Origin of the sequence: Streptomyces pyxinae (genome assembly GCF_024756275.1) — a bacterium.
Taxonomy (GTDB): domain Bacteria; phylum Actinomycetota; class Actinomycetes; order Streptomycetales; family Streptomycetaceae; genus Streptomyces; species Streptomyces pyxinae.
The window spans coordinates 14,581-27,634 of record NZ_JANUGQ010000029.1 but is presented as its reverse complement, the minus strand read 5'-3'; the positions used below and the strand labels follow the sequence as shown (position 1 = coordinate 27,634).

12 protein-coding genes are annotated in these 13,054 nt (G+C 76.8%); 5 read left to right on the top strand and 7 right to left on the bottom strand.

Translation table 11 applies throughout. From position 1 onward, the window contains the following. Positions 1-211: 211 nt before the first annotated feature. Both NX801_RS25775 and NX801_RS25770 read right to left on the bottom strand, forming a co-directional pair. Positions 212-604: a rodlin gene (locus NX801_RS25775; RefSeq protein ID WP_258790304.1), complete on the bottom strand. Its 393-nt coding sequence runs from the start codon at positions 602-604 to the stop codon at positions 212-214. A gap of 130 nt (positions 605-734) precedes the next feature. After that, positions 735-1,127, bottom strand: a complete 393-nt coding sequence (locus tag NX801_RS25770; protein ID WP_258790303.1) for a rodlin — start codon at positions 1,125-1,127, stop codon at positions 735-737. Positions 1,128-1,380: 253 nt separating this feature from the next. On the opposite strand from NX801_RS25770, the gene NX801_RS25765 reads away from it, so the two are divergent. The 4 genes from NX801_RS25765 to NX801_RS25750 all read left to right on the top strand — a co-directional run bounded on the left by NX801_RS25765 (position 1,381) and on the right by NX801_RS25750 (position 4,160). Next, positions 1,381-1,752 carry a DUF6479 family protein gene (locus tag NX801_RS25765; protein WP_258790302.1) on the top strand — a complete coding sequence of 124 codons (372 nt, stop codon included), beginning with the start codon at positions 1,381-1,383 and terminating at the stop codon, positions 1,750-1,752. A 308-nt stretch (positions 1,753-2,060) separates the two neighbouring features. Continuing rightward, the gene (locus NX801_RS25760; protein ID WP_258790301.1) at positions 2,061-3,449 is read left to right on the top strand and encodes a cytochrome P450; all 1,389 of its coding nucleotides are present in this window, start codon (positions 2,061-2,063) and stop codon (positions 3,447-3,449) included. Positions 3,450-3,507: 58 nt separating this feature from the next. Next, complete coding sequence (locus tag NX801_RS25755) at positions 3,508-3,699, top strand: hypothetical protein (RefSeq protein WP_258790300.1); 192 nt, start codon at positions 3,508-3,510, stop codon at positions 3,697-3,699. A gap of 227 nt (positions 3,700-3,926) precedes the next feature. Continuing rightward, complete coding sequence (locus NX801_RS25750; protein ID WP_258790299.1) at positions 3,927-4,160, top strand: chaplin; 234 nt, start codon at positions 3,927-3,929, stop codon at positions 4,158-4,160. Positions 4,161-4,426: 266 nt separating this feature from the next. Here NX801_RS25750 and NX801_RS25745 read toward each other — a convergent pair whose 3' ends face one another. Both NX801_RS25745 and NX801_RS25740 read right to left on the bottom strand, forming a co-directional pair. Further along, positions 4,427-6,154 carry an NAD(P)-binding domain-containing protein gene (locus tag NX801_RS25745; RefSeq protein ID WP_309505902.1) on the bottom strand — a complete coding sequence of 576 codons (1,728 nt, stop codon included), beginning with the start codon at positions 6,152-6,154 and terminating at the stop codon, positions 4,427-4,429. Between the two features lie 146 nt (positions 6,155-6,300). After that, positions 6,301-7,560, bottom strand: coding sequence for a carboxylate--amine ligase (locus NX801_RS25740; protein ID WP_258790298.1), 1,260 nt, complete (start codon positions 7,558-7,560; stop codon positions 6,301-6,303). Positions 7,561-8,027: 467 nt separating this feature from the next. Here NX801_RS25740 and NX801_RS25735 point away from each other — a divergent pair, with 467 nt between their 5' ends. Then, the gene (locus NX801_RS25735) at positions 8,028-9,332 is read left to right on the top strand and encodes a glycoside hydrolase family 26 protein (RefSeq protein ID WP_428986239.1); all 1,305 of its coding nucleotides are present in this window, start codon (positions 8,028-8,030) and stop codon (positions 9,330-9,332) included. Positions 9,333-9,384: 52 nt separating this feature from the next. Here NX801_RS25735 and NX801_RS25730 read toward each other — a convergent pair whose 3' ends face one another. The 3 genes from NX801_RS25730 to NX801_RS25720 are packed head-to-tail and all read right to left on the bottom strand — an operon-like array spanning position 9,385 to position 13,043. Next, the gene (locus NX801_RS25730; protein ID WP_309505901.1) at positions 9,385-10,635 is read right to left on the bottom strand and encodes a GNAT family N-acetyltransferase; all 1,251 of its coding nucleotides are present in this window, start codon (positions 10,633-10,635) and stop codon (positions 9,385-9,387) included. Beyond that, positions 10,632-11,549, bottom strand: a complete 918-nt coding sequence (locus NX801_RS30845; RefSeq protein WP_309505900.1) for a YveK family protein — start codon at positions 11,547-11,549, stop codon at positions 10,632-10,634. Before NX801_RS30845 ends, NX801_RS25730 begins: the two co-directional genes overlap by 4 nt. A 3-nt stretch (positions 11,550-11,552) precedes the next feature. Then, complete coding sequence (locus tag NX801_RS25720; protein ID WP_428986238.1) at positions 11,553-13,043, bottom strand: glycosyltransferase; 1,491 nt, start codon at positions 13,041-13,043, stop codon at positions 11,553-11,555. Between the last annotated feature and the right edge of the window lie 11 nt (positions 13,044-13,054).

Here is a 13,054-nt window from a genome sequence, read left to right as displayed (position 1 = left end):
GCAGACGGACCCAAGGCGGCGGCGCGGACGGACGGCAGGCGGCGGGGCACGCGGACGGGCCCGCACCTGCCGCCGCGGGGAGATCCCCGCGGGGGAAGTACGGGCCCGTCCGGTGCGCACCCCGGGCGGGGGCGCGACCGGCGCGCGCCTCGGGCACGCGGCCGCTGAGCGGAAGGAGCGAGCGGGGCGCCGGAGCGCCCCGCGACCGGCCTCAGTCCTCGACGATGGCCGAGCCGTTCTCCGAGAGGACGTTGCCCAGGATGTGCGACAGGGCGCTGTCGCCCTTGACCGCGGTGGAGTTCTCGGTGCAGGTCTGGTTCTGGGTGTCGTTGATGAGGTCCTGGATACCCACGTTGACCAGACCCACGACGTTCTGGATGTCGGCCTGCAGCGGCACGCCCAGGCACAGCTTGTTGAGCGAGCCCTCGATCAGACCGATCTGCGGGCTCTGGTGGCCACCGGTGATGGTGTTGCCGTACGACTGCGAGCTGAAGTTGCCGTTCTGCGTGTCGACGGCACCGTCGCCCACGGCGGAGGCCATCGGCGCGGTGACGCCCAGGACGGCGGCGGCGACGCCGGCGGTGGCGAGAACCTTCTTGATCACGATTGTTCCTTCTCGTCGAAAAGACCCGGTTCCCGGGTCGTCCTGCACGCACCCACCGATGGGCGCTGGGGGAGGTCAAGCACGGCCCGGACCGCGCGGCACTCGGGGCCGCGCGGCCCGGGAACCACCGTCAGTCCTCGACGTCGGCGGAGCCGTTCTCGGAGAGGACGTTCTCCAGCAGGTGCGACAGGGCACTGTCGCCCTTGACCGCGGTGGAGTTCTCGGCGCAGGTCTGGTTCTGCGTGTCGTTGAGGATGTCCTGGATGCCGATGTTGACCAGGCCGACGACGTTCTGAAGGTCGACCTGGGCCGGCAGGCCGATGCAGGGCTTGTTCAGCGAGCCCTGGATCAGACCGATCTGCGGGCTCATGTAGCCGCCGGTGACGGTGTTGCCGTACGACTGCGAGGCGAAGTTGCCGTTCTGCGTGTCGACACCCCGGTCACCCACAGCGGAAGCCATCGGCGCGGTCACGCCCAGGACGGCCGCAGCGACGCCGGCGGTGGCCAGAACCTTCTTGATCATGGTCCATCCTTCTCGTCGAGAGGCCCGGTGCTCGGGCCGCTCTGACCAACAGCGCCGCGCTGTTTAGGTTCCGCGACGTCACCCGAAGGGCGCAATCGAAGAGAGCGTGACCATTTTTTATGAAGATATTTGCCCGGCGGCCGCGGAATGCCGGCCGGAGGACGGGCGCGGGAACCGGCACGAATCGTTTTTCCATGCCTGATGGGTGCCTGATCGGCGTCAGTCCGGGTAGTCGCGCGGCATGGACTCTGTCATGACGTTCAGCGCGGAATTCGCCGCCAACCGGGACTACCTGGTGGGGATCGGTCCGCTGGTGGCGGGGATCATCCTCGTCGCGTTCCTGATCGGCGCCTTCCTGCTGGGACGGCGCATCCGGTCGCGGGAGCCCGCCCCGCCCAGGGCGGACGAGCAGCCGCACCGGCCGGAGGACTCCGGGCTCCCCGGCGAGCAGGAGGGCCACCGCAGGGCGGGTGAGCTGACCGAGCGGGAGGACCGGGTGATGCCGTACGAGCTGCGGCACGACCACACCGAACCGGACACCTCGCCGCGCAGCGAGAACGACCACAAGTGGGGCGGCAGCCACAGCGGCGGCTTCGGCAGCGGTGGCCCCACCACCGGCGGCTGACCCGCCACGGGCCGCGGCGGGCCGGACCGAGCCGAGCTGGGCCGAGCCGAGCTGGACCAAGCTGAACCGGTCCGGTCCGGCGGTCGGCGCCGGGCCGCAGGACGGCGCGCCCCGGCAGCCCCCGGCCCGGCGGTCCGGCGCGCCGCTTCGTCGCCCGGTCGCTCTTCCGCGCCCGGCGCCGGGCAGCGACGGGCGCGGAAGGGCGTGCGGCGTGGACCGTCGTCGCGACAGGCGCGGACAGGCGCGGCCGCCCGTGACCGCTCGGGCGGGCGCCGTTTCGCCGCCCCGGGCACGGGCACCCGGCGGCCATGAGCAGCGACCGGCGGCCGGAGGCCGGGACCGCGACGGGCCCGGAGGCGGGCCGGGCCACCGGGCACACCCCGGCCCGGGCGAGCGCGCGGGACGCGGCCCGGATCGCTGCCGGGGTGATCGCCCCGACCCTGGCGGGCGGGGTGATCGTGCGCCGCCGGACCGGGATGGCGCTGGCCGAGCGGTACGCGGCGGACCGCCGTGCCACCGACCTGCTCACCGCGCTGCGCGACCGGTACGGGCCGGGACCGCTCCGGCTGGACGCGGCCGGCCGGCACTTCGCGGTGGTGCTGGACCCGGCGGACGCCGCGCACGTGCTGGCCGCGACCCCGGATCCGTACTCCCCGGCCACCCGGGAGAAGCGGGCCGCCCTGGAGCGGTTCCAGCCGCACGGGGTGCTGATCACCCGGGGCCCGGAACGGGACGAGCGGCGAGCCTTCAACGAGGCGGTCCTCGAATACGGCCACCGGCTGCACAGCCTGGCCCCGGTGGTGGTCCGGACGGTGCGCGAGGAGACCGGCAAGCTGCTGGGGGCCGCCACCGCCGGGGACGGCGAGATCGGCTGGGACGCCTTCGCGGCCGCCTGGGACCGCACCGCCCGCCGCCTGACCCTGGGCGACCGGGCCCGCGACGACACCCGGATCACCGCACAGCTCGGGCGGCTGCGCGCGGCCGGGAACTGGTCGGTCGCCGCCCCGCGCCGGTCCGGTCTCCGGGACCGCTTCACCCGCCGGCTGCGCGGCCACCTCGACCGGGCGGAGACCGGCAGCCTCGCCGCCGCGCTGGCCGCCGCGCCCGCCGGCCCCGAGCTCGACCCGGCCGGCCAGGTGCCGCACTGGCTGTTCGCCTTCGACGCGGCCGGCATCGCCGCCTTCCGCACCCTGGCGCTGCTCTCCACCCATGCGCGCCAGACGGCCCAGGTGCGCAACGAGATGGCCGTCGCCGACCTGACCGCGCCCCAGCTGCTCCCCTACACCCGCGCCTGCGTGCTGGAATCCGTACGGCTCTGGCCCACGACGCCGTTCCTGCTGCGCGAGTCGGTACGGGCGACGGCCTGGGGCTCGGCGGAGCTCCCGGCCGGTACCGGGTTCCTGATCTACGCCCCGCTCTTCCACCGCGACGACACGCTGCCCTACTCCGACCGGCTCACCCCGGAGATCTGGCTGGACGGCACCGCCGACCACACCTCCGCGCTCCTGCCGTTCAGCGCCGGGCCGGCCCGCTGCCCCGGCGAGGACCTGGTGCTGCTGGCCACCTCCACGCTGATCGCCGCGCTCCTCGAACGGCACACCTATCTCCCCGAGCGGCCCGGCCGGCTGCGGCCCGACCGGCCGCTGCCGCGCACCCTGGACCACTTCGGGTTGCGCTTCGCCGCGCTCCCCCGGTGAGCCGGGGCCGCTGTGCCATCATGCGAGGGCCTCGTCCCGCTGTGAAGGAAGGGTCGGCATGGCCTCTGGCGCCGGGAACTGGCAGCGCGTCCCCCTCATCCCTCAGAGCAGGCAGCCGACCGAGCCCCGGACGACGCCCGTGCATGCCGCGCTGATACGCGAATGGCGGGCCCAGGGCCGGGCACTGCCCGGAGTGCCCGACCGGGAGTGGGACGCTCTGGTGTCCCGGCCGGTCTGGCCGCACGGCTGAGCCGTCTCACGAGTGCCCCGGCGCGGTGGCACCCGGGCGCCGGACGCCATTGAGCCGAAAGCGCGGAATTTCCCGGCTTTCGGGTGAACCGGTGGTGTCGACCGGCTCAACACACCCCTTTTCGGCGTCCTTGCGGTGCGATATTCGCATTGGAAGGCGGGCTTTCTTCCCCGGCCCGTGGGTCACGAAATCCGTGGCCGTCTTCCTCTGCGAAAGGAAGCCGAAGCATGAAGTGCACGAAGGCCGCGGTGCTCGTCGCCGGTCTCGCTCTGGCCCTGGGCACCGCCGCCCCCGCGTTCGCCGACTCGGACGCCGAGGGCGCGGCGGTCGGCTCGCCGGGCCTCCTGTCCGGCAACGTCGTCCAGGTGCCCGTCCACGTCCCGGTCAACCTCTGCGGCAACACCGTCGACATCCTCGCCCTGCTGAACCCGGCGTTCGGCAACAGCTGCGCCAACAAGTGACGCGCTGACGCGGCGCCGAGGCGCGTGCGCGGTGCTCATGAGCCGGTCCCGGAGTCCTTCCGGGACCGGCTCCCGCGTATCCCGGGCCGGGCGGGGCGGGTGCCCCCGTACGGGCCTCCGTCCGGGCCCCGTACGGGCCCCTCGCCCGGCCCTCGCCCGGCCCGGTGTACGGGTGGCCCGGTGTACGGGTCGTCCGGTGTACGGGTCGTCCGGTGTGCGCCCGGCCCGGGGTACGCGCAGTCGGTGCGGGTCCGGGTGGCGGGGCGTCAGGGGCGTCGGCCGCCATGGGCGCCGCCCGCGTCGGCCGCCTCCGCCTCCGCCACCTCCGTCGAAGGGCCGGGCACCTCCCCGGCCGTCGGGCCCGGCGTCCCGGACACCGACTTCACGGCTGCCGCTTCCCTGCCCGGTGCCGGGACTTCCCGGGCTGCCGCTCCCCCTGCCGGTGCCGGGACTTCCCCGGCTGCCGCCTCGCCGGCCGGTGCGGGGACTTCACGGGCCGCCGCTCCCCCGGCCGGTGCCGGGACCTCTCCGACCGGGACCGGGCTCCCGGTCGCCGTCTCCGGGGCTCGGCCGGCCGTCGGTGCCGGCTGCCCGGCCGTCGGCCCCGAAGTGGTGGCCGGCGGCCCCGATGTGGTGGCCGGCGGCTCCGCCACCCCGCCGGCCACCGCGCCCCTCGGCGCTCCGGCTGTCCCCGACGCGGGCGCCGTCCCCGCGGCCCGGCCCGGCGCGGGCGCCGGTTCGGGGGTCCGGGGGCGCGGCGGGGTGGGGGCCGGGCGGGTGCGCAGCCGGCGGGCGACGCCCCGCGCCAGTCGCTCGGCCGTGTAGCCGGCCCCGTACACGAACCGCATCGCCGGGCCGAAGGAGGGCGCCGTCAGCAGCCCGGCCAGGAAGAGACCGGGCTCGGACGACTCGAAGAGCGGGCCCACCTCGGGAGCCCCGCCCGGGCCGAGCGTGCGCAGCCCGGCGCGCAGCTCCGGATCCAGCACCGTCACCCGGTCCAGCCGGGGCGCGAAGCCGGTCGCCGCGATCACGTGGTCGGTCTCCACCTCCGCCGCGGGCCCCGCCGGGCCGGCCACGGTGAGCCGCACCCCCGCCCCGGCCGGCTCGGCGGCCAGGACCCGGCGGCCGAGGCGGACGTCCGGCACGGCCTCGAACCGGTGCCGCAGCCACCAGGCGCCGGCCGGGCCGAGAGCGGTGTCGAAGAGCCGCTCCCGGGCCTCGGCGGGCAGCCGGCGGAAGAGGCCGGGGGTACGGGCGTAGAACCAGTTCTGCCAGCCGGCGCCGAGCCCGGTGTGCGGGGCGCGGGCGGTCTCCCAGGGGCCCCGGTGCAGGGCGGGCGGCAGGGTGTTCCAGCGCAGCCGTGGCGTCCGGGCCAGCACCCGCGCCCTGGCGCCCGCCTCGGTGAGCAGTACGGCGGTCTCCAGCGCGGCCTGGCCGGCGCCGACGACGGTGACGTCCCGTCCGGCGAACCGGCCCAGTTCGGTGTGGTGACTGCTGTGGGTCACCCGGTCGGGGCCGAGGGCGGCCAGCGGGGCCGGGATCTCGGTGAACGGCAGCACTCCGACCGCCAGCACCACCGTCCGGGCGACCAGCGTCTCGCCGTCCTCCGTCTCGGCCTCGAACCCGTCGGGGTGCCGGCGCACCGCCACCACCAGGCGCTCGTCGACGGCGGGCACGGCCTTGCGGGCGAACCAGTCGCCGTACTCCGCGAAGAAGTTGACCGGCACCGGCTCGCCGTGGCGCACCGGCGAGCGGCGGGTGGCGGCGTAGGCGGCCAGCCCGTACGCCCCCGCCGGGTCGGAGAGGTCCGAGGCCCAGGGCTCGGACTTCAGCAGCATCCCGGTGGGCATGGCGTGCCAGGCGCTCATCACCGGACCGAGAACGCGCGCCTCCACCCCCCGCGCGGCGGCGTGGGCGGCCACCGACAGGCCATAGGGACCGGCGCCGACGATCAGCAGCTCGTGCACCTCGGGCGATGTGTGCTTCTTCTGCAAGGGGACTCCAAGTGCCTGGTGGTCGCCGTCCGTTGGACAGCGGTACGGCGGTAGGGCGGTAGGGCGGTAGGGCGGTAGGGCGTACGGCGGTACGGGGCCCGTGCGAGGGCGTTACGGGGACAGTGCGGGGCCTCGCGGGCGGCGGCTCAGGGGGTGGACGGCCGGGGGCGGGGGGCCAGCCGGGCGCGGGCGGTGCGCAGGGCGTGGGCGCCCCAGGCGCGGGCCATGGCCAGCGCGGGAGCCGGGTCGTCGGCGGCGTACCAGGCGGTCTCGGTGCCGCCCTGCCCGGCCGGGAGCACCGGAACGCCCGCGCCACCCGGGGCGGTACGGCGCGGGCGCGGGGCGGTGAGCAGGGAGAGCGCGGCGTACTGCTCCACCACCAGCCGGCGCCCGGGCACCCCGGTCAGCCGGGGCACCGGACGGCCGGTCAGGTCCAGGTGCAGCGCCCTGACCACGTCCAGCCCCCGGGGGTCGGAGAACAGCCGGAACTGCGCGCCCGGCCGGGGGTTGAAGTCCAGCAGGTGGTACGTCCCGGTGGCCGGGTCCCGCCGGAAGTCCAGGTCCACGACGCCCCGGTAGCCCAGCTCCCCGACCAGCCGGCGGGCCGACCGCTCCACCGCCGGATTGGCCTGCCAGGTGCCGACGGCGGTCAGCCCGGCGCCGTGCGGCCAGGACCGCTCCTTCCGGCCGGTGGCGGCCACCCCGCAGCCGCCGGCGCTGTCGCAGTAGCCGTGGAAGAACCAGTCCGAGCCGGGCCCGCCGGGCAGCCGCTCCTGGAGCAGCAGCCGGCTGCCCGCCCGCTCCCGCTGCCCGTACAGCGCCCGGACCTCCCGTTCGGTGCGGGCGACCAGGGTGGAGCGCAGCCCGCTCCCGGCCGGCAGCAGCCAGGGGCGGCTCCACTTGGCCACCACCGGCAGCCCCAGCTCCCGGGCCATCGCGGCCGCCTCCTCGGCGCCGGACGGGACCAGGGTGCGCGGGTGCGGCACGTCCAGCTCCCGGCAGAGCGCGGCCAGCCGCTCCTTGTCGGCCACCCGGGCGGTGAGCCCCGGCGGCTGGCCGGGCAGCAGGTAGCGGCCGGTCAGCCCGGGCCGCAGCGCGTCCAGCGCCAGCGCGCCCACGTCGTCCATCGGCAGCAGCACGGCGGGGGCACCGCCCAGCTCCGCCGAGACGGCCAGCAGGACGGCGCGAAGGGACGTCAGATCGTCGCCGTCCGGGCGGACATGGCACCGGCGCACATAGCGAGAGCTGACCACCGGGCTCGCCGGGGACTCGACCACCGCGTGCACCGGCACCCCGGCCCGGCCCAGCGAGCGCGCCGCGCCGAGGGTGCCGTGGTGGAACGGATTCCGGTCCAGCCGCATGAGCACCACGGGCACACTGCGGTCGAAACTGTCAAAGTCCGGCACGGCATGTCCTTCGTTTCGATGCCCCGTTCGGGCGAGGAAATCCACTGATGGTCTACGGAAATCCGGGAGCGCGATCCCGATCGGCCGGGCCGCCCTACGTTCGGAGGTGGCGAGCAGTCAAGAGGTGACGGGAAGCGACGGGCGACGAAAGGACCCCGGCCGGCCGTCGCGGGAAAACACCCGGTCCCTTCCGGGGAAAGTCAAGGAGCGGAGCGGACATGTCCCACCGGAAACACCGGCTTCACCCGGGAGGACCGGGAGACCGGAAAGGCCCGGCGGACCCGGGCGGCCCGGACCGGCGCACCCGGGAGCGGGCGCGGCCGGGCCGGGCCTGGCTCGGGGCGGTCACCGCCGGTCTGGTGCTGTCGGGCGGCTTCCTGGCGCCCGCCGGCCACGCCGCCGAGCCGCCCCCGGAACCGGAGCCCGGAGCCACGGCACCGGGGGCCGTACCGGCGCCGGAGGCACCGCTGCCCGAGGCCACCGTCCCGGTCCCGGCCGCCGCCGACCCATCCGTACCGGAGGCGACGGCGGCACCAAAGCCGACGACCACGGCCACGACCACGGCCACGGCCACGGCCACGGCGGAAGCCACGGCCGTACCGGGACCGACGGCCGCACCGGAGCTCCCGGTCACGGACCCCCCGGCCTCCGCCCCGGACGCGTCCCCGGCGGGACCGGCCACCCCGGTGCCGGCCGCCCCGGGTCCGCCGACCACCGCCGTCGGCGCGTATCTGGGGTTCGGGCCCGAGGGCGTGAGCCGGATGGCCGAGCTCCAGAAGTGGCTCGGCGGCACCGAGCTGCGGGCCGGGCACACCTACCTCCCCGGCGACCGGTGGTCCAACATCGAGGGACGCCCCGGCTTCCTGGCCGACTGGGCCGACTGGCGGCGGGCCGACCCGGACCGGCTGCTGGTCCTCAATGTGCCCATGCTGGAGCGGAACGAGGAGCGGCTGCCCGACGCGCTGGTGCGGCAGCTGCTGCGGCTGGGCGCGGCCGGCCACTTCGACCGGCACTACCGGGCGCTCGGGGAGCGGCTGGTGGGGCTCGGGGTGCCGGACACGGTGGTGGTGCTCGGCTGGGAGATGAACGGCACCACGTACAGCCATCGCTGCGGCCCCGACCCGGCGGCCTGGAAGACGTACTGGAAACGCATTGTCACCGCCATGCGCAAGGTGCCGGGGCAGAAGTTCCGCTTCGACTTCGCGCCCAATCGCGGACGCGACGCCATTCCGTGGACCGAGTGTTATCCCGGCGACGACGTCGTGGACATCGTCGGAATGGATTCCTACGACCAGCCGCCGGGCGAGACGTTCCAGGAACAGGTGGACCAGGCTTACGGACTGCGCCAGCAGGTGGAATTCGCCGCGGCCCACGGGAAGGCTATCTCCTACCCCGAGTGGGGACTGTTCCGAAACGGCGACAACACCGCGTACATGCGCGGAATGCTGGAATGGATGGAGCGGCACCGGCCGCTGTACCAGACCATCACCGACTACTGTCCGCACGGCGTCTGGCAGTGCGGGCGGAACCCGGCGGCGGCCGAGGTGTTCCGCACCGCGCTCTCCGCCGGCCGGCCGAAGCCCACGGAGCCGGCGCCCACGGAGTCCACCCCCACTGAGCCCGCTCCGACGCCCACCGGCCCCGCGCCGACCCGGCCGCCGGAGGCCCAGCAGCCGGGCTGCACACCGATCGACCTCGGTCCCTGGATCGAGCAACTGCTCGGCCACCAGGTCTGTGTCCAGCTGGACGGCCGGCGGCTCGACCACCGGTGATCCCCCGCCGTCCCGGGCCGCCCGGCGCCCCCGCGCCCGGCCCGGGCGGTGGTCAGCCCGCACCGCCGCCCCGCCGAAGCCGCCGGAGCGCCCGGAACCGCCCGGGGTGTCCGGGCCGCGCGGGCAGTCGGGTCCGTCCCGGCCGCCGGGCCAGGCCCCTGCCCCGGCCCCGGTCCCGGTCCCGCAGCAGCTCCGCCGCCCGGGTCCGGAGCGCCGCGCAGCCGGCCAGCACCAGCAGCGGTACGGCGGTGCGCCGCCGGGCCAGCAGCAGCCGGCGGTTGGTCACCGCCTCCGGCCGCCAGTGGTTCTTGTACGGCTCCCGCCCGCGCAGCAGGCTGAGCACCGACCGGCCCCGGGCGCTGCTCTCCCGGGCGCCGCTGCGCAGCAGCAGGGTGGTCACGTCCGCCTTGCCCGACCGCAGCACCGGGTCGGCCCCGTACAGATAGCCGCCGGCGAGGCGCGGCGAGAGCAGGGTGAGGTCGCTCGCCACCAGCTCCCCGGCGATCCGGAACTCGGTCACCCGGGCCTCCCCGGCCTCCACCATCAGCCGCACCGCCCGGCCCAGGTGCTCGGCGAACCGGGCGCTGAGGTGCTCGGGGGTCACACCCCGGCCCGCCCACTGGCGCCGGTGCAGGGCCAGCAGCCGGTCCAGCGCGGCCGGGACCTCACCGCCGGGCACGGCGTGCTCCTCGATCTCCATCCGGTCCAGCCGGCGCAGCTTGGCCCGCACCTTCTGGGCGCGCGGCGAGGGCAGCCGGGCGATCAGCTCCTCGATGGGGCGCGCGGGCAGTTCCAGGCAGGTCGAGTCGGTGAGCCGGGCGCGCGGCCCGACCCAGCCCGCGTAGAGCCGTTCGGCGGCGGCCCCGGGCCGTACCTCCCGCAGATCCAGTACGGCGGTACGGGCCAGCCCGCGCAGCGCCCGGGCCAGCACGGCCAGCGCCTGCGGGCGGGCGTCGTCCACCAGGACGTCGGTGAAGTCGGTGATCGCCCCGCCCAGCGGGGTGAGCACCGGCACCGGGCCGCGCACCAGCCGCAGCGGGGCGGCGGCGACCAGGGTGCCGCCGTGCCGGACCAGTACCACCCGGAGGGTGCCGAGGACACCGTACGAGAGCCACCAGGAGTACAGCCAGGAGTGCGACTGGAACGGGGTGACGGTCCGGCACCGCCGGTAGAGCCGCCCCCACTCCCCGGCCAGCCGGCCGAACTCGGCCCCGTCCCGGCAGACGGTCACCGCCCACGCGTCCCGGCCGGCCGGGGTTCCGGTCCCGGGCCCGGAGGCGGCTGCCGTCGTACGGGCGCTCATGCCGCCCCCTGCGGCCGGGCCGCCGTCTGCTGTGGGCGGGCGGCCGGCTTCTGCGGCTGGGCGGCCGTCTCCCGGGGCTGGGCCGCCGCGCTCGCCGGGCCGGGCACGGAGCCGTACGGGCCCTCGGCGGCCGGGTCACCGGGCGCCCGGCCGCCGGGCGCCGGGCCGCCGGGCGCCGGGCCGCCGGGCGCCGGGCCGTCCGACGCCCGACCGTCCGGGACCCGGCCGGCCGGCACCGGGCCGTTCGCCGGCCGGCGGGGGCGGACCAGCAGGGCCAGGCCGCCGAGCAGTCCGGCTCCGCAGCCGCCGACCAGCGCGGCGAGCGGGGCGGAGGGCGAGACCGGGCCGGTCGGCCGGGCGGCGCGGGCGAAGTGGACCACCTTCACCCCGGTGGCCGTCTCCGTGTGGCCGCCCTTCTCGACCAGCGACCGGGCCACGCTGTCGGCGAGGCGCACGGCGGCGGCCGGGCGCCGGGCACGGGCGGTGAGGGCGACCATCGGGGCGTCCGGCGAGGTGGCCGCCCGCACTCCGGCGCGCAGCGCGGCCGGGCTGACCCCGGCGGCCTTCGGGGCGTCGCCGGCGACGGCCACATCGGTGGCCACCCGGCCGTACGCCTGGGCCAGCCCCATCGCGGCGGCCGGGTCGGTGCCCTCCTGGGGGACGACGACCACATAGCTGGTCGCCGCGTACTCGGGTGGTCGCAGCACCCCGTAGGCGCCGCCCGCCAGGGCACCGGCCAGCACGGCGACCGGCACCAGCCACCGGCGGAAGCGCGGGCCGCCGAGGAGACGGCGCGGCACCCGGCTGAGCCACCCGGCCCCGGCCGCGATCCGGCGCGGCAGCCGGGCGAGGCGGCGCAGGGGCCGGAAGGGGCGGAGGAGGCGGGATCGGAGGGGTCGGGAGGTGGTGCTCATGGGTCACTCGCTCCGTGAGGGGTCGTGGTGTGAGCGGTGTGTGCGGTGTGCCTGGTGTATGAGGTGTGCCGGGCGCGCGTGCCGCGCCGGGTGTCCGGCGCGCTCGTGGCACGCCTCGTACAGGGAGAGCAGCCGGCGGGCGCTGCGGGCGATGTCGTAGTGGCGCACGGCGGCGGGCACCGGCAGCCGTACCGGCCCGGCGCCGGCCGCCTCTCGCAGCGCGGCGGCCAGCTCCGGGACGGTGGGGCCGGTGCGCCGGGCCCCGGGCGCGTCGCCGGGCGGCAGGTCCTCCAGCGCCGGGCAGGCCACGTACCGCACCGGCAGCCCGGCGGCCAGCGCCTCCACGACGGCGAGCCCGAACGCCTCGTCCGGCGAGGCGGAGACGAACAGATCCATCGCCGCCAGCAGTCCGGGCAGTCCGAGCGGCCCGGGCAGCCCGGGCAGTCCGGGGGCCCCACCGGGACCGGACGGAACCGGAGCCCGAGCCGGAGCCGCACCGGGGCCGGCCGGAACCGGCCCCAGGGCCTCGCGCCCGGCCGGAACCGGAGCCGTACCAGGCCCGTCCGGGGCCGGGGCCTCGGGCCGGACCGGAACCGGAGCCAGGGGGCCGCCGAGTCCGGCCGTGACCCGAGTCGGAGCCGCACCGGGCCCGTCCGGAGCCGGAGCACCGCCGAGCACGGTGGTGGTCCCGCGGCCCGGTGGGGCCGTCTCCCGGTCCTGGGGGACGCCGCCCGTCCACACCACCCGGTCGGCGACGCCCCGTTCGGCCGCCAGCCGCTCCAGCCGGGCACGCTCGGGCCCGTCCCCGATCAACAGCAGCCGGATTCCCGGCCGTTCGGCGGCGACCGCGGCGAACGCCCGGACCAGCGCGTCGAACCGCTTGCCCGGCACCAGCCGGCCGACCCCGCCGATCACATACGCGCCGGGCGGCAGCCCCAGCCGGGCCCGTACCGCCCGCCGGGCCGCCGGGTCGTGGGCGAACCGCGCCGGTTCGATGCCGTTGGGCACCACCCGTACCCGCTCCGGCGCCACCCCCCAGTCGGTGAGCCGCCGGGCGACCGCCTCGGAGACGGCGACCGTGGCGGTACCGAGCCGCTCACCGGCCAGATAGAGGGCGCGGGTGCCGGGGGTCAGCGGCCGGCCCTCGATCTGGGCGGCGCCCAGGGAGTGTTCGGTCGCCACGACGGTCCGGACACCCGCCAGCCGGGCGGCGATCCGGCCGTAGAGGCAGGCCCGGTAGAGATGGGTGTGGACCAGGTCGTAGCCGCCCGCCCGGATCAGCCGGGTGAGCCGGGGCAGCGCGGTGAGGTCGCGGTTGCCGCCCATGGCGAGATGGGCGACCGGCACCCCGTCGGCGCGCAGCCCGTCCGCGACCGGGCCCGGGTTGGTGAGCGTCACCACCCGGTGCTGTGTGGGCAGTTGGCGGAGGAGGGCGCGCAACTGCTGCTCGGCGCCGCCGATGCCGAGCCCGGTGATGACATGCAGTACCCGCAGCGGGCCGCCGG